Source organism: Variovorax sp. PMC12, assembly GCF_003019815.1.
GTDB lineage: Bacteria > Pseudomonadota > Gammaproteobacteria > Burkholderiales > Burkholderiaceae_C > Variovorax.
On the sequence record NZ_CP027773.1, the window covers coordinates 2,877,183 to 2,893,900 of the forward strand.

A 16,718-nucleotide genomic window follows, 5' to 3' on the forward strand; every position below is an offset into this window, starting at 1 on the left:
GTCACAAGAAATCCTGTCCCTTCGATGCACCTGCTTCTCGTGGAAGACGACGACATGCTGGGCGAAGCCGTGTGCGACGGCGCCCGGCAAGGCGGCTGGTCGATCGACCGCGTCGACTGCGCCTCCGCCGCCCGCGTCGCCCTGATCGATCATGCCTATGCCGCTGTGCTGCTGGACCTGGGACTGCCCGGCGGCGATTCGGGGCTGACGGTGCTGCGGTCGATGAGAACCCGCTACGACCCGACCCCGGTGCTGATCCTTACGGCGCGCGACCAGCTCAGCGAGCGCATCCATGGCCTCGATGCAGGCGCCGACGACTACCTGGTCAAGCCGTTCCAGTTCGACGAGCTGTGGGCTCGCTTGCGTTCGGTCATCCGCCGCAGCCGAGGGCGTGTGATACCGGTCTTCACGCGGGGCGACGTCGAGGTCGACCGCAGCCGGCGCATGGTCACCAGGGCCGGAGTCGAGGTGCCGCTGAGCGCGCACGAGTACCGCACGCTGCTCGCCCTGCTCGAGCGCCCCGGCCACGTCGTCACCCGCGACCAGCTGCAGGACGCGGTCTACGGAAACGCCAGCGTGGTCGAGAGCAACACCATCGCCGTCTTCATCCACCAGCTGCGTCGCAAGCTCGGCGACGACCTGATCCGGACCGTCCATGGCCACGGCTACGTCGTCGGCCAACGTTCGCCGTGAAGCCCAAGTCGCTGCATGCGCAGATGATCGCAATGATCGCTGCGACCATCGCGCTGTGCTGGGTCGGGGCGCTTGCGCTGCTGTTCGCATACCTCGCCCACAACAAGACCAGCACCTGGGACGACAAGCTCAAGACCATCGCCATCCGGCTGCTCACCACGATCCCCGCCGACGCCGACCTGACGGTGACGGGGCCCGCCCTTCGGCTGCGCAATCCGGCGCTGGAGCGCAGCGAGAAGCTGGCCTTCCAGGTCTGGATCAACCGCCGGCAACTTGCGGTGCCCTCGCCGGGCGCACCGGCGACTCCCCTGCGGCCCGACTTCGAGGATGGTCCGGCCACCACGGAAATTGCGGGCCAGCGCTGGCGCGTCTATTCGGTCTCGGATGCCGACGGACGAGTCCATGTGCAGGTCGGCAATCCCCATAGCGTGGTGGACGCCGAAATCCGCAACGACGCGCTGACCGGCCTGGTGCGCACTTCGCTCGTGCTGCTGGTCGTGGGCGCCCTCATGTGGATGGTCGTGCACACCTCACTGAAGCAGGTGGTGGCGCTGGAGGCCGCGATGCGCGGCCGCCGCAAGTTCGACCTCACGCCGCTGTCGCCGGATGCCTTGCCTCGCGAACTCCATCCGCTGGTGGCGTCGTTCAATCATCTGCTGCTGCAGCTTGCCGAATCGATCGAAGGCGAGCGCCGTTTCATCGGCGATGCCGCACACGAACTGCGCACGCCGCTGGCCGCGCTGCAGGCACAGGCGCAGATCGCGCTGCGCGCGAACACCGTGGCAGACAAGGACCTGGCACTGACCAAGCTTCTTCGCGTCGCGCAGAGCAGTTCGCGGCTGTCGGAGCAGTTGCTCGACCTGGCGCGCCTGAATGCCGGTGCCAATGCGCCGCAGCACACGCCGGAGGATCTCGGCGATCTCGTCCTGCACGTCGCGCGCGACTTCGACACGCATGCGCTGCAGCACGAGCGCTCCTTGCTCCTCGAAATAGGCAGGTGCACCATCCGCTGCAACGTCGACGAAATAGGCATCCTGCTGCGCAACCTGATCGACAACGCGCTGCGCTACACCTCGAAGGGCGGCCGCGTCAGGGTCGGCTGCGGCTACCAGCGGGACGCCGACCCGGGGCAAGCGCCAAAGGCGTATCTCGACGTGGCCGACGACGGCCCGGGCGTGCCGCCGCCGGAACGCCAGGCGATCTTCGAGCGCTTCCATCGGGCCGCCGGCACCTCGGCGCGCGGAAGCGGCATCGGCCTGTCACTGGTGGCCGGTATCGCGCAGTCGCATCACGCGACGATCGAAACCGGGAACGGACTGGACGGGCGCGGCTTTGCCGTCCGGATCGTGTTCCCTGCCGCAACGGCGGGCGCCGACGTTCAGAACCCGTAGACGTATCCGAGTCGCACGCCGGCCTGGTTCGCGCGACCGACCAGGGGACTGCTCTTGATGCCGCTGCCGAATCGGGTCGTACCCAGGTCCAGGAAGACTTGGTGCTGCGGCCCCAACGCATAGTCCACGCGCAGGCCTGCTTCGACATTGGCGGTGGCCTTGCCGGCATATTGGGCGCGGCCGCGGCGGACCTCGGCAGTCTTCACACCGTAGTAATAGTCGACGTATCTGCGGTCGACCCGCTGCAGCGCCACGCGCGGCGTGAAGCCGAAGGAACCCGCGGAAAAGCGCCGGTCCAGCTGCACCGCGAACCTCGTGCCCTTGCTGTTGCCCGAACCATCGGCCAGCAATTCGGCCGAGAGGTTTGCGATGTCGGTGCGCCAGATGGCCGCCCCGCCCAGCCAGATGCTGCCCTTGCGCTTGTCCATGCCGGCGAGGTAGGGCGAATCCTTGGACTCGTAGCCGTCGCTGGCGTAGCGTGCACGCAGACGCAGCAGCACAGGCCCCGCGGACGGCAACTTCACTTCGATGCCCGGGGGGCCCACGCTTATCCAGCTGTTCTCGTAAGCCACGAAAGGGATGGCCAGGGTCTTGTCCTTGAAATCGCGATAGGGCTTGCGCTCCATGATCGCGCCGATGCCAACCCCCCATTGCGGCGAGGCCACCTCGCCCGCGGTGTCTTCCGCGATCTGAATCTGCGCCCATGCCGGCGAAAGACCGGCGGCGCAGGCAGCGCTCATCGCGAAGAATGTGAAAGATGCGCGCGCGTGGCGCTTCCTGCCCGGGCTCGAAAGGCGGCTTGGCTTGGTCATGAAGATCCTCGGTTGAAAAATCCAGTGCTCCTGGCGAGCGCTGCCGTTCCGTATGCGTGGTTGGACCGCGAAACAGAACACGCCGCTGCCTGCGACGTGGATCCTGACGGGACGGCTTTAAGGACTTTTTAGGGATTCACTTCACGGATGCTTCGCTCTCGTCGCCTAGTAAACGTCCCGCCGATAGCGCCCTTGCGCGATGAGGTCTTCCAGCGCGGAGCGCCCCAGCACTTCCTCGAGCACGGCATCCACGCCGGCCGCCATGCCGTGCAGGCTGCCGCACACGAAGACCACGGCGCCGTCGCCGATCCAGCGCTGCAGTTCGGGCGCTGCGTCGCGCAGCCGGTCCTGCACGTAGATGCGCTCGGGCTGGTCGCGCGAGAACGCCAGGTCGATGCGGGCAAGAGCACCCTGCTCGCGCCACCGCGTGAGTTCGTCCATGAAGAAGGCATCGCACGCGCTCTGGCGTTCGCCGAACAGCAGCCAGTTGCGATGAAACCCCTGCGCCACGCGCTCGCACAGGTGTCCGCGCAACCCCGCATAGCCCGAACCGTTGCCGATGAAGATGCAAGGCCGCTCGTCCGCCACGGGTTCGAAGCCGGGGTTGGCCAGCAGGCGCAATTCCACTTGTGCCGACGGCATCGCATGCACCGTGAGCCAGCCCGAGGCGAGCCCCAGGCCCGACTCATGGCGCGCCTGCCGCACCAGCAGCCGGATGCGCCCTTCTGCCGGCACCGAGGCAATCGAGTAGCGACGCGGCGCCAGCGGCACGAGCGCATCGGCCAGCGCCTGGGCGTCTGAAACCTGCGACAGCGCTTCCGGCGCCGGCATCGCGCTGCATGCCAGGGCCTCGCGCAGCATGAGGGTGCGGCCTTCGAACCGCACCTGCGCATCGCCGTCCAGCGATGCCGAGCGCAGCAGGGCAGCCACCGTTTCCGGCGCATGGCGCGGCCGCAGTTCGGCCAGTGCGCCCGGTCGCCATGAAGGCAGTTCGCCCTGCACCGAAGGCGTCAGTTCGATCTCGCAAAGCGGATGCCCCAGGCTGCGCGGGTTGAGCAGGCGGCGCGCGCACAGCGTCCATGCGCCGAAAAGCTGCTCCTCGGGCACGGCGCCGAGCGCATCGGGCATCGCGCCGCCCCGGGCCCCGGGCATCGCGCCCAGGTGCCGCCGCCACACGGCCAGCGCACTGGCGTCGCCGTTGTCGACCTCGACCATCGGAAACAGCGACTGCGCACCGGCCGCGACCAGCGCATGGTCCAGCGTGTGTCCGAAGCCGCAGAAGCGCGCGTAGTGCCGGTCGCCCAGCGCCAGCAGGCCGTAGCGCAGGTGCGACAGCGCCTCGCCGCCGACCTGCGCAAGCCGCTGCGCGAACCGGCGCGCGGCATCGGGCGGGCCGCCCTCGCCGAAGCTGCTGGCGACGATCAGCACGTGCCGGTGGTGCCGCAACTGCTCGGGGTCCAGACGCGCCAGCGACGCCACGGTCACCGGCAGCCCCGCGCCCTCGAGCGCGGCGGCGCTGCGCATGGCAAGGCCCTCGGCCGTGCCCGACTGGCTCGCGAAGGCCACCAGCACGCGTTCCGACGCAGGCGCCATGCCGCCGGCCGGCCGCACCGCCGCTTCCAGCGCCGCGCGCTCGGCCCGCACCGCGCGCTTCTTGCGGCGCCGGTCGAGGTACAGCAGCCAGCCGGTGATGGAAAACACCGGCAGCATCAGCGCCGCCAGCAGCATCGCGATGCGCCCCGGCATGCCGAAGTAGGTGCCCATGTGAAGCGGATAGATCGCCGCCAGGAATCGCCCGCCCGCCGTCTTGCCGGCATGGCGCTCGTCCTGCGTCACCTCGCCGCCCGGCAGCCGCACCGTCATGCGGTTGCGCGCGCGTTCGTGGGCGGGCGCCGTGTCGAGCCAGGTGAACAGCACCGACGGCGCGGCGCCCGAGGGCACGCGCAGGATGACCTCGCTCCAGCCGCCGGTCTCGCGCGCCTTCTGCTCGAAGACAGCCCAGGCGGGCGCGACATCCACCGCGGCGGCATCGTCGCGCGCCACGTTGCGCATGCGCGGCGCGGTGCGCGCCTGCTGCGCGGCCACGCGGGGATGGCCGGCCATCGCATCGACACGGTCGCGCACCGCGTCGAAGGCCCAGTACAGCCCGCTGGTGGTGAACACGATGTACATCAGCAGCGCGCAGGTGCCCATCACCGAATGCAGGCCCCACAGAAAAGAGCGCCCCTTGAGCGCCGGATCGAAAGTGAGCCACGCGCGCCAGTCGAGCGGGCGGCGCGGCCATCGCAGATAGAGGCCCGAGAGCGACAGCAGCAGCAGGCCCATCGCCAGCACGCCGGCCACCACCCGCCCGGGCTCGCGCGGCAGCAGCAGCCAGCGATGCAGCGACTCGACCCATTCGAAGAAGCCGGCGCCCGCGAGCGGCGGCAGCGCAGTGCCCGCGTAGGGGTCGAGGTAGACGGTTTCACCGCGCCGCTCACCCGGCGGCGGCGCGAAGATCACCCGCGCGGCCGCGCCCGGCTCGGCGAACAGCGCGAGCGTTCCGACCTGGCGCCCGGGCCACGCCTGCCGTGCCGCCGCGAGCAGTTGCGCCGGCGTGAGCACGGGCACGGCCTGCGCCGGCACGTGGCGCCCGTGCGGGTTGAGTGCATCGATGATTTCCTCGCGGAACGACAGCACCGCGCCGCTCAGGCCGATGACGATCAGCACCGTGCCGGCCGTGATGCCGATCAGCCAGTGCAACTGGAACCAGAGCTGGCGCAGCGCGGGGAATTTCATCGATTCTTTGTTTTCAGCGGATGCCGGCGGTCCAGTCGACGGCCGCGTCGAACAGCATCCGGCCCGCGGGCGAAAGGTTGGTGAAGGTCTCGTTGCCGAGGAAGAACATCACGCGGCGCGCCGGCGCGAGCGACTCGTAGTCCATGGTGGCGCCCTTCTCATAGCCGAAGATGGCCGCCTTCTCTGGCTGGCCGTACAGCGTGGCGATGGTGGTGGCGCCCAGGCCCGGCTTGCCCCAGCTCATGCCGCCCTGCCTGGCGTAGACGTTCGTCACGCCGGCCGGCAAGCCCGCCGACATGGGATGCGGCGCATTGACCAGCCACAGGTAGCGCTCCTTGGCGGCTTCGCCGAAGTCCGTGTCATGCCGCTTGCCGGTCATGGCCAGGTCGTCGAGCAGGTCATTCTCCCAGGTGAGCAGCGGCACCGGCAGTTGGCGCCAGGCGCCGCTCACGTCCTTGGCGGCGACGGTGGACGAGATCACGACGAGGTCCGCGCCGGCCGCCACCGACGGCGCGGCCGACTGGTCCTGCAGCGTCACGGCAAAGCCGCGCGACTCGAGGTGTGCCTTGACCTTCTCGTCGGCCGGAAGGCTGGGGCCGTCGCGCTGCACCAGCAGCACGACCTTGCGGCCCTGCCCCGGCAACTCGGCGGCGCTTGCGTCTGCCGTCGAGAGGCCGCACGCCATCAGAAGAACGACGGCCACGCGGCGGGTGATGTGAATGAGCGGCTTCATCTAGAACTCGAAGGTCGTGAGGAACGAGACTTGGCGCGCATCGCCCATCGAGATGAAATAGGTGTTCGCTGCCGACGGGTAGTAGGTCTTGTCGAACAGGTTCTTCACGTTCAACTGGAACTTGACCTTCTTGCCATACAGGCGCGTGTCGTAGGTGGCGAAGGCATCGACCGTGGTGTAGCCCGGCAGCACGAAGCTGTTGGCCGAGTCGCCCGCGCGCTTGCCGACGTAGTGCGCGCCGGCGCCCATGCGCAGCCTTCCTTCGCCGCCGAACACCTGGCCGAAGTCGTACACGGCCGAGAGCGACGCGGTCTGCCGCGCCACGTTCCAGAGCCGGTTGCCGGCGTACAGCGGGTCTTCCGTGGTCTTGGCGTCGATGTAGGCGTAGCTCGCGATCGCGCTCCAGTTCTTGCTCAGCTGGCCCGCAACGTCCACTTCGAGGCCGCGCGAACGGGCCGCGCCCGAGGTGCGCCAGTCGGTGAGCTTGGTCACGTCGTTGAACTGCGAGACCAGCACGTTGCGCTTGTGGATGTCGAACAGCGCCACGGTGCCGGTCACGCCGCCGGGCATGTCGAACTTGGCGCCGAGCTCCCACGACTTGGCTTCCTCGGGCTTCACCGAAGCATCGAGCACGTAGCCGCTCGACAGCGGCGCGATGGTCGACGCCGGCTTGAGCGACTGGGTGTAGCTGCCGTAGAACGACACGGTATCGGTCCACTTGTAGATCAGCCCCAGGCGCGGCAGCAGCTTGGAGCCGTAGGTGTCGGTGTTGACCTTGAAGGGCCGCCCGCGCCCCGCAAGCTGCGACCACGCCTGGTAGCGCAGCGCGGCCACCGCGATCCAGCGGTCGTTCAGGTGAATGGAGTCCTGGAAGAACAGCGACTGGTTGTGCAGCCTGTCGGTCTGGTCGCTGTCGCTCGCCGACACGGTGCTCGACGGCGCCTCGAGGCCGTACACCGGCAACAGGTAGCTGAAGGTGCTCCTGGCGGCCTGGCGCAGCAGGTCGGCGCGGTAGATCCTGCGGTACTCGGCGTCCCAGCCGAACTGCAGGTCGTGGCGCATGCCGCCCAGCTCGACGGTGCCGTCGACATACGCGGTGGCGTAGCTGTCGGTGCTCAGCGCGCCGTGGGTGGCGTCGTTGCTGCGCGCGAGCGTGCCGCGCGTGGTGTTGATGCCGTTCACCCGCAACTGGTTGGCGTCGTAGGTTTCCTGGTTGTAGCTGAGGTTCAGGTGGCCGGCCCAGCCGCCGCCGAACTGGTGGTCGACCGAGAGCTGGCCCAGGTGCGTCTCGCCGCGCATCTCGTTGAAGGGCTCGTCCAGGCGCTGCGTCCTGGGCAGCGCCAGCGGGCGCTGGGTGCGCGGGTCGAGCGCGGTGCCGCGGTCGAAGGGCGTGACGTACCTGCGGTACTCGTACCAGAGCACGGCCTGGGTGTCGTCGCCGTACCAGGCCAGCGACGGCGCCACCAGCGTCTCGCGGTGCTTGCCGAAGTTGCGCCAGTAGTCCTCGTCCACATGGTCGACGATCAGCCGGTAGGCCAGCCCGTTCTCGCCGATGGGGCCGGTGGTGTCCAGCGTGGCGCCGCCGCCGTCGCGCCCGCCCGCGTAGCCCGAGCCCAGCAGCGACAGGCTCGTGCGCTGCCGCAGTTGCGGCTTCTTGCTCACCACGTTGATCACGCCGCCCGGGTCCATCAGGCCGTAGAGCTGCGACGACGGGCCCTTGAGCACTTCGACGCTCTCGGCCGCCGCGTTCATGCCGCGGCCCTGCACCAGCGGCATGCCGTTGTGCATGATCGAGCCGTCGCGGTTGCCGCCGAAGCCGCGCTTCATGATGGTGTCCTGCGTGCCGGCCAGGGTGTTGCCCTGGTTGATGCCGCTGACGTTGGTGAGCGCGTCGTCGATGTTGCGCGGACGCTGGTCGCGGATGACCTGCGCGGGCACCACGTTCACCACCTGCGGAATCTCCAGCACCGGCGCGGTGGTCCGCAACGTGGAGGCGTCGGGCGTGGGCTGGTAGCGGTCGTCCGCGTCGGCGGGTGCCGGCGCCGCGCGGGCCACCACGCGCACCGCCGGCAGCGTGCCGTCGGCCTCGCCCGATTCGCCCGCCGATGCCTCGGGCGCCGCGGCGCTCTTGCGCAGCGTGAATTCACCCGCCCCGCCTTCCACCGCCTCCAGCCCGGTGCCCGAGAGCAGCGCCGCAAAGCCCGCGCGCACCGTGTAGCTGCCTTGCAGGCCGGCGGAGTTCAGCGCCCGCGTGCTCGCGGGGTCGAAGGACAGCGCCACGCCCGACGCCGCGGCAAAGCGCCCGAGCACCGTGGCCAGCGGGCCGGCGTCGATGCGGTAGCTGCGGGCCGCCTGGTTCTGCGCGCGGGCGCCGTCGGCGGTGTCGGCGGCCACGGCCGCGATCGGCAGGGCCATCGTCGCGGCGAACAGGCACAGCAGCGCCTTGCGGACGGGGTTGGGTGATGAGGGGTGCGCGTGCATTCTTCGGAATTCCTTCGGCATTGATTGCGGATTCATGGTTCTCAATGGGTAGGCCGAACGAAATCGAAAAACATGAAAGGCGGCGGCCAAGAAAATGCAAATGCGCCGAAGCGCATGGCCGCATGCGGAATCAGGCAGGCACCAGCGACACCCAATAGCGCGTGAGGCCGCTCACGCGCACCGGAAACGCCCGCACGATGACAGCCAGCGCCTTGCCGGTGTCCATGACCGGAAAGGCGCCCGACACCCGGATGTCCGCGACGGCGGGGTCGCAGGCCAGCCGGCCGCGGTGGTAGCGCGCAAGCTCGGCCACCACGTCGCCCAGCCGCCAGTCGTTGACGACGAGGCTGCCGTGCTCCCAATCGGCCGATGCGGGATCGGCCGGCTGCGGCGCATCGACGCTGTCGCCGGTGAAGGCCACCTGCTGCCCGGCCTCCAGCCGCACCACGTTGCCGGGCGCGTGCGAGGCGCGGACCTCGACGGCGTCTTCGAGCACGCTCACCACCGTGCGCGCGCCGTCGCTGCGCACCGTGAAGCGCGTACCCAGCGCGAGGATGCGGCCATGCGGCGTCGCGACCAGGAAGGGGCGGCTGTCGATGCGCGCCGCACCCGGCAAGCCGCGGTGCCTTGCCGTCTCGGCCAGGATCTCGCCTTCGCGCAGGGTGACGAGCCTGTGCGCGGCGTCGATGGACACATCCACCGACGTGCGGGTGTTGAGCTTCAGCAGCGAGCCGTCGGCCAGCGTGACGGAACGCTGCTCGCCGGTGCCCGTGCGGTAGTCGGCCAGCCAGGCGCGCCAGCCGCCGTCGGTGCCGGCCACCTGCCACGACACGTATGCCAGCGAACCACCGCCCGCCAGCACGGCAATGCCGCGCAGCACCCGGCGCCGGTCGGCATGCGCAGCCCGCAGCGTGGAGGCCGCCACGTGCGCCGGCACGCGCTTGAACGTCGCCTGCATGGCCTCGAAGCGCTGCCAGGCGCGCTGGTGGTCGGGGTGAGCGCGATGCCAACGGCGCCAGTTCTCGCGGTCGGCCTCGGTGGCATCGCCGGAGCACAGCCGGGCGTACCAGGCGATGGCCTCCTTGCGGACCTCGGCTTCGCTGCGCGAGGGCGCGCCGATGCCGTCGGGCGTCAGCTCGAAGCCGGACTTCATCATCACGGCGCGAGCATGTAGCAATGCTCGAGCGCCTTGAGCATGTAGTTGTTGACCGTGCGCACCGTCACGCCCAGGCGGGCGGCGATTTCCGCATAGGTGAGTCCGTCGAGCTGCGACAGCATGAAGGCCTGCCGCACCGGCGGCTTCATGCCGTCGAGCATGGCGTCGATGGCCACCAGCGCCTCGAGCACGATGGCCCGCGCTTCGAGCGACGGCAATTGGGGTTCGGGCAGCGCGGCGAGGGTGTCGAGGTAGGCACGCTCCAGTGCCCGGCGCCGGTGGAAGTCGACGACCAGCCCGTGCGCGATGGTGGCCAGGTAGGCGCGCGGTTCAGCCGCGGCAACGGGCTCCCTCCTGCTCAGCAGCCGCACGAAGGTGTCGTGCGCCAGGTCGGCGGCGTTGTGCGAGCAGCCCAGCTTCTTGCGCAGCCAGGCGTGCAGCCATCCGTGATGGTTGCTGTAGAGCGTTTGCACCTCGTGCTGAACTAACGCGAACTCGCCGGCCGGCATGGGTGGGATCTCCGCGCAGCCGCGATGGCTTCGCTCGGTTATTAATACGAATAGTTCTCAATTGTACGCTTTCGCCGGATGCCTTCCAACCAGCTGGCACGCACACTGCCCTTGAAACGTCATCGATTGCCCTTATGATTAGCACTCGCTGCTGACGAGTGCTAACAGCCCTCGCTTCCAGTCGATGGGCTGCCGGCCTCCGGTCCGGCGCCCGACCACAAACCCGTTTCTTATCCATACATCCAGGAGATGCAATGAAACTTCGTCCTTTGGCCGATCGCGTGATCGTCAAGCGTGTTGACAGCGAAACCAAGACCGCCTCCGGCATCGTCATCCCCGACGCAGCCGCCGAGAAGCCCGATCAGGGCGAAGTCCTGGCCGTGGGCCCGGGCAAGCGCAACGACAAGGGCGAGCTGGCCGCACTGACCGTCAAGGTCGGCGACCGCGTCCTGTTCGGCAAGTACAGCGGCCAGACCGTCAAGGTCGGCGGCGACGAACTGCTGGTCATGAAGGAAGACGACCTGTTCGCGGTCGTCGAGAAGTAATTCAAACATCCCATTCGGAGTAATAAAACATGGCAGCAAAAGACGTAGTCTTCGGCGGTGAAGCCCGCGCACGCATGGTCGAGGGTGTGAACATCCTGGCCAACGCAGTCAAGGTCACCCTGGGCCCCAAGGGCCGCAACGTGGTGCTCGAGCGCTCGTTCGGCGCCCCCACCGTCACCAAGGACGGTGTGTCGGTCGCCAAGGAAATCGAACTCAAGGACAAGCTGCAGAACATGGGCGCCCAGCTCGTGAAGGAAGTGGCCTCCAAGACCAGCGACAACGCTGGTGACGGCACCACGACCGCTACCGTGCTGGCTCAAGCCATCGTTCGCGAAGGCTTCAAGTACGTGGCCGCAGGCATCAACCCGATGGACCTGAAGCGCGGCATCGACAAGGCCGTGACGGCCCTGGTCGAAGAGCTGAAGAAGGCTTCGAAGCCCACCACCACGTCGAAGGAAATCGCTCAAGTCGGCTCGATCTCGGCCAACAGCGACGAAACCATCGGCAAGCTCATCGCCGACGCGATGGACAAGGTCGGCAAGGAAGGCGTGATCACCGTCGAAGACGGCAAGTCGCTCGAAAGCGAACTGGACGTCGTCGAAGGCATGCAGTTCGACCGCGGCTACCTGTCGCCCTACTTCATCAACAACCCCGAGAAGCAATCGGCGCTGTTGGACAACCCCTTCGTGCTGCTGTTCGACAAGAAGATCAGCAACATCCGTGACCTGCTCCCCACGCTGGAACAAGTCGCCAAGGCCGGCCGTCCGCTGCTGATCATTGCCGAAGAAGTCGAAGGCGAAGCCCTGGCTACGCTGGTCGTGAACACGATCCGCGGCATCCTGAAGGTCGTGGCCGTCAAGGCTCCTGGCTTCGGCGACCGCCGCAAGGCCATGCTGGAAGACATCGCCATCCTGACGGGCGGCAAGGTCATCGCTGAAGAAGTGGGCCTGACGCTCGAAAAGGTGACGCTGGCCGACCTGGGCCAGGCCAAGCGCATCGAAGTGGGCAAGGAAAACACCATCATCATCGACGGCGCCGGCGCTGCTGCCGACATCGAAGCCCGCGTGAAGCAAGTGCGCGTGCAGATCGAAGAAGCCACGAGCGACTACGACCGTGAAAAGCTGCAAGAGCGCGTGGCCAAGCTGGCCGGCGGTGTTGCCGTGATCAAGGTCGGCGCCGCCACCGAAGTCGAAATGAAGGAAAAGAAGGCTCGCGTCGAAGACGCCCTGCACGCTACCCGCGCCGCAGTGGAAGAAGGCGTGGTTGCTGGTGGCGGCGTGGCTCTGCTGCGTGCCAAGCAAGCCGTGGGCGACCGCGTCAAGGGCGACAACGCCGACCAGGACGCCGGCATCAAGCTGGTGCTGAAGGCCATCGAAGCCCCCCTGCGCGAAATCGTGAACAACGCCGGCGGCGAAGCCTCGGTGGTGGTGAACGCGGTTCTGGCCGGCAAGGGCAACTACGGCTTCAATGCCGCCAACGACACGTACGGCGACATGCTCGAGCTGGGCATCCTGGACCCGACGAAGGTCACCCGCACCGCACTGCAGAACGCCGCTTCGGTGTCCTCGCTGCTGCTGACGACCGAAGCCATGGTGGCTGACGCTCCGAAGGACGACGCTCCTGCCGGCGGCGGCATGCCCGACATGGGTGGCATGGGCGGCATGGGCGGCATGGGCATGTAAGCCCGAAGGCCGGGAACACTTTCCCGGCCGAGCCGCTCGATCCGTCGAGCAACAAGAAGAGCCGGGCATGCCCGGCTCTTTTTTTTTGCCCGCGGGGCCGCGCGCCCGCCTACCAGCCGCCGCCGTTGCGGTTGGGTCCGCGCTGCGTGCCGTCCATGCCCGCGGGCGCCCAGGCTCCGATGGTGTGGCAAGCATGGCCCGGCGCGACCAGCTGGTGGCGCCGGGGCAGGTCGTCCACCGGCCTGACCAGCACCTCGACGCTGTCACGCGCCTCGCCGCATGCGACGACGACTCGGTGCAGGCCGGCACCGACACCCTCCAGGCTGGCCTGCCAGAGGCCGGCGCCCGCGTCCTGCATGGGAGACGGTGCGCCCGCGTCCAAGGACACCTCCATCGGCGCCGTGGCGTGGCCGATGCGCCGTGCCACGACCTGCAGCGTGCCGGGCCGCGGCACCTGGCGCGGGTCGGTCACGCGGGTGAGCAGGCGCACATCGCAGGGGCTCACGATCTGCACGTGCGGCCAGGGTTGGCCGATGCGGCGGAACCGCACGCTCGGCACCGAGTCGTGCACGCACACGAGCGAGAAGCCCGGCCGGCCGTCGTCCTCCTCGATCTGCGCGGTGGAGCGCGTGGCGCCGTAGACCACCCAGCCGTCGTTGAGCAGCTCGTTGTAGTGCGTGTGGCCGGTATCGACGAAAGCGACCCGGGCATCGGCGAACAGGCGCGCCAGTTGCTCGCCACCGTCCGCCATGTCGCCCGGAAAGGTGTGCATGAATACCAGCGGCGTCTGCCCTTCGGCCTGCGCCCGCGCGAGTTCGCGGGTGGCCCGATGCAGGTGGTGCGCGCTGAGCCGGAAGTCGGGGCCGCCCTGGCCCGCGCTCACCACATCCAGAAAGATGCAGCGATGACCGCCGAAGACTTCGCACTCCGGCCGCTGCGCCGGCGCGAAGGAAGCCTCGTAGGTCGCCAGGCTGCCGCCCTCGAAGTCGTGATCACCGGGGATCGCCCGCCAGGGCAGCGTCAGCGGGCTCAGCGCCTGCACGATCGCCGCGTACTGCGCTGCGATGGCGTGGTTGGCGTTGTCGCCCGGCAGGTAGACGAAGGCGGCATCGGCGGCATGTGCGTTGGCCTCCTGCACGATCTGCCGCAGCCGCGGCAGCGCGGCCCAGTCGTCGGCCTCGTCCATGTGCAGGTCGCCGACGTGGAGCCAGTAGATGGAGGAAGTCATGCGCCGGCCCTCCTGCGTTCGGCACCGCGAGCCGCCTCGCCGCCCGCGCCCGCACAGGCCGGCATCAGCAGCGCGCCGAAGCCGACCCACAGCGCCACCGAGACCAGCGCGAAGCCGCCCAGCACATAGAAGGCCAGCTGGTAGCCGAAGAGCTGGGCCAGCCAGCCGCCGATGGCTGGCGAAAGGCTCGCGCCCAGGCCCTGCACCGTCATCACCGCGCCCTGGCCGACGTTGACGCGGCCGGTGCCGTTGAGCAGGCAGGCCACCAGCCCCGGCACCGCCACGCTCTGCAGCCCGGCGCCGATGCCGTCGAGCGCCTGCACCGGCCACACACCCCACGACTCGATGAAGCTGCCGGCCAGCAGGCCGCGCACCGGCAGCGCAATGAAGGAGACCAGCATCACCAGCCAGTAGCCGCGCCCGGCCGCCATGCGCATCGCGATCAGCGCGGTGACGATCATCACGCCCTGCGCGACCACCACGGTGAGCGCCGTGAAGGCGGCCGGATCGCCCTTCCCGGCACCGACCACGGCCAGGCCGTAGAGCGGCAGCATCGCGCCGTTGCCGAGGTGGAAGCAGGCCAGCGCGGCGGCCAGGATGAGCATCGGCCGGTTGTGCAGCAGCGTGCGAAAGCCCTGGGCCTGCCCGGGTTCGCCGTCCTTCCTGTCGCCCTCCTCGTCTTCCAGGCCGCGCGCCGCGCGATGGTCGATCACGCGCCCGGGAATCGCCAGCACCGACGCGATCGCGAACACGCCGAAGGCCGCCGCGAGGAAGAAGATGGCCGGCATGCCGTACCTGTAGCCGAGCCAGCCCGACAGGCCGGCGCCGATCATGTTGCCGGCGTGGTTCCAGGCCTGGTTGCGGCCGTTCTGCGCATTGAAGCCGCGCTGGCGCACGATGCCCAGCGTCATGCCGGCGACTGCCGGACCGATGGCCGCACCGGCGATCGCCGTGGCGATCTGGCTGGTGGTGACGACGATCCAGGCCTGCGACCACAGGATCAGGAACGAAGCCAGCACGGTGCAGATGCCGGTGACGACGACGACCAGCCGCTTGCGCGTGGTGCTGTCGATGAAGGCGCCTGCCGGCACCGTCATCAGCATCCCGGCGATGCCGCCGGCGGTCATCACCGAGCCGATGGCGCCGGTCTGCCAGCCGCGCTGCTGCAGGAACACGCCGAGGAACGGCCCGATGCCGGCCTGCATGTCGGCCATGAAGAAGTTGAGCGAGCACAGCGCGCGCGTGGCGCGCTTGCGGTCGGCATCGCCATCGTTGCCGGGGTTGCCGACGCCGGGGGGTGCGCCGGATGGTGCGCCGGGTGCGGCGAGAGTCGAGGTGGACATGGTGAGGTCTCCTTGAAAAACTCAAGCCGTCAACAGCCGTGCGCCCAGCGCCAGGCACAGGGCCGGCGGCATCACGAGCACGCCGACCTTCAGGAAGCGCACGAAGCCCACGTCCTCGCCTTCGCGGCGAATCGCGATGAGCCAGAGGATGGTGGCGAGCGAACCGGTGATCGAGAGATTGGGGCCGAGATCGACACCGATCAGCAGCGCATCGACGATGGAGGCGGGCGGGTGGGCCTGCTGCACCATGGTGCTGGCCAGCAGGCCGGCCGGCAGGTTGTTGACCAGGTTCGAGCCGAAGGCCAGCAGCGTCCCGGCGATGGCCCCCGTGGCGCGTTCGCCGTGCTGCGCGCCCGCCATGAGCCACTGCGCCAGCCGCTCGGTCAGCCCGGTCCTGGAGATCGCCTCGACCAGCACGAACAGGCCCGCCACCAGCGGCAGCACCGTCCAGGACACCTCGCGCAGCAGCGGCAGCGGACTGGAACGGTCACGCAGCAGCACCACGGCAGCGGTGAGCACGCCCATCACGCAGGTCGGCAGGCCGAGCGACCAGTCCATGGCCGATACGGCCATCAGCACCACGGCGGTGGCGATCAGGCCGGCCAGCGCGGTGCGCCCTCCGCTCGATAGCGGCGCCATCCGCGACGGTACCTCGCAGCCGCCCGCCAGCTCGCGCCGCTGGGTGAAGCGCAACACCAGGAAAGTGCTCCCGATGGCCAGCACCGAGGGCAGCGTGAAATGCAGGAGCCAGGGCCACAGCGCCGGCATGTGCTCGCCGTAGAGCACCAGGTTGGCGGGGTTGGAGATCGGCAGCACGAAGCTCGCCGCGTTGGCGACGAAGGCGCAGATGAACAGATAAGGCAACGCCGGCGCGCGGGCCTGGCGCGCGGCGGCGAAGACGGCCGGCGTGAGCACCACCGCGGCGGCGTCGTTCGAAAGGAAGGCGGTGACCACCACGCCGACCAGATAGACCAGCAGGAACAGGCGGCTGCGCGAGCCCTTCGCCTGCCGGACCGCATGGCTTGCGACCCAGTCGAACAGGCCTTGGCGGCGTGCCGTTTCCGACAGCAGCATCATGCCGATCAGGAACAGGTAGACGTCAGTGCCCTTGCCGACGGCGGTGAGCGCGTCCGACAGCGGCAGCAGGCCCAGCGCCACCGCCAGCACGCCGCCCGTGACCGCCCACACCGCCTCCGGCCAGTTGAAGGGGCGAAGCAGCACGCCGGCCGTCACGGCCGCCGTGAGGCTCCAGAGGGACAGATGACTCGACATTGCAAACGCCTCGCGATGGGTTGTTTGTGTGACAGGCGAGGCGGAGTCTGGGCGACCGGACGCACGCGTCCTGTCGGCCAATGTCGCAGTGCGGC

Annotated in this window: 13 protein-coding genes; 4 read left to right on the forward strand and 9 right to left on the reverse strand. The window is 69.0% G+C overall.

Going from position 1 to position 16,718, the window contains the following annotated elements; all coding sequences use genetic code 11:
• Window positions 1–24 precede the first annotated feature (24 nt).
• Both C4F17_RS13505 and C4F17_RS13510 read left to right on the forward strand, forming a co-directional pair.
• A complete protein-coding gene (locus C4F17_RS13505; protein WP_081268070.1) occupies window positions 25–693 on the forward strand; it encodes a response regulator transcription factor in 669 nt (222 codons plus the stop codon).
• Complete coding sequence (locus C4F17_RS13510) at window positions 690–2,084, forward strand: sensor histidine kinase (RefSeq protein WP_106935569.1); 1,395 nt, start codon at window positions 690–692, stop codon at window positions 2,082–2,084. Before C4F17_RS13505 ends, C4F17_RS13510 begins: the two co-directional genes overlap by 4 nt.
• Here the strand turns inward: C4F17_RS13510 and C4F17_RS13515 are convergent.
• The 6 genes from C4F17_RS13515 to C4F17_RS13540 all read right to left on the reverse strand — a co-directional run bounded on the left by C4F17_RS13515 (window position 2,072) and on the right by C4F17_RS13540 (window position 10,553).
• On the reverse strand, window positions 2,072–2,824 hold the full coding sequence (locus C4F17_RS13515; protein WP_234382818.1) for a MipA/OmpV family protein: 753 nt from the start codon (window positions 2,822–2,824) through the stop codon (window positions 2,072–2,074). The two genes, C4F17_RS13510 and C4F17_RS13515, sit on opposite strands and share 13 nt — an antisense overlap.
• Before the next feature lie 237 nt (window positions 2,825–3,061).
• Window positions 3,062–5,674, reverse strand: a complete 2,613-nt coding sequence (locus C4F17_RS13520; RefSeq protein WP_106935570.1) for a sulfite reductase flavoprotein subunit alpha — start codon at window positions 5,672–5,674, stop codon at window positions 3,062–3,064.
• Between the two features lie 13 nt (window positions 5,675–5,687).
• Complete coding sequence (locus C4F17_RS13525) at window positions 5,688–6,407, reverse strand: hypothetical protein (RefSeq protein WP_106935571.1); 720 nt, start codon at window positions 6,405–6,407, stop codon at window positions 5,688–5,690.
• Window positions 6,408–8,888 carry a TonB-dependent siderophore receptor gene (locus C4F17_RS13530; RefSeq protein ID WP_106935572.1) on the reverse strand — a complete coding sequence of 827 codons (2,481 nt, stop codon included), beginning with the start codon at window positions 8,886–8,888 and terminating at the stop codon, window positions 6,408–6,410.
• Window positions 8,889–9,018: 130 nt separating this feature from the next.
• Window positions 9,019–10,044, reverse strand: coding sequence for a FecR domain-containing protein (locus C4F17_RS13535; RefSeq protein WP_106935573.1), 1,026 nt, complete (start codon window positions 10,042–10,044; stop codon window positions 9,019–9,021).
• Window positions 10,044–10,553, reverse strand: coding sequence for a sigma-70 family RNA polymerase sigma factor (locus C4F17_RS13540; RefSeq protein WP_106935574.1), 510 nt, complete (start codon window positions 10,551–10,553; stop codon window positions 10,044–10,046). The genes C4F17_RS13535 and C4F17_RS13540 overlap by 1 nt, the downstream gene beginning before the upstream one ends.
• Window positions 10,554–10,807: 254 nt before the next feature.
• On the opposite strand from C4F17_RS13540, the gene C4F17_RS13545 reads away from it, so the two are divergent.
• Window positions 10,808–11,098: a co-chaperone GroES gene (locus C4F17_RS13545; protein WP_007835162.1), complete on the forward strand. Its 291-nt coding sequence runs from the start codon at window positions 10,808–10,810 to the stop codon at window positions 11,096–11,098.
• Window positions 11,099–11,127: 29 nt separating this feature from the next.
• Window positions 11,128–12,780 (forward strand): chaperonin GroEL, encoded by a 1,653-nt coding sequence (groL, locus tag C4F17_RS13550; RefSeq protein ID WP_081268077.1) that lies wholly within the window; start codon window positions 11,128–11,130, stop codon window positions 12,778–12,780.
• Window positions 12,781–12,889: 109 nt separating this feature from the next.
• Here groL and C4F17_RS13555 read toward each other — a convergent pair whose 3' ends face one another.
• From C4F17_RS13555 to C4F17_RS13565, 3 genes are read right to left on the reverse strand one after another with little or no spacing between them, the layout of a single operon-like run.
• Window positions 12,890–14,008, reverse strand: coding sequence for a metallophosphoesterase family protein (locus tag C4F17_RS13555; RefSeq protein WP_106935575.1), 1,119 nt, complete (start codon window positions 14,006–14,008; stop codon window positions 12,890–12,892).
• Window positions 14,005–15,351 carry an MFS transporter gene (locus tag C4F17_RS13560; RefSeq protein ID WP_106935576.1) on the reverse strand — a complete coding sequence of 449 codons (1,347 nt, stop codon included), beginning with the start codon at window positions 15,349–15,351 and terminating at the stop codon, window positions 14,005–14,007. The genes C4F17_RS13555 and C4F17_RS13560 overlap by 4 nt, the downstream gene beginning before the upstream one ends.
• 21 nt (window positions 15,352–15,372) lie before the next feature.
• Window positions 15,373–16,623 carry an arsenic transporter gene (locus tag C4F17_RS13565; protein ID WP_106935577.1) on the reverse strand — a complete coding sequence of 417 codons (1,251 nt, stop codon included), beginning with the start codon at window positions 16,621–16,623 and terminating at the stop codon, window positions 15,373–15,375.
• Between the last annotated feature and the right edge of the window lie 95 nt (window positions 16,624–16,718).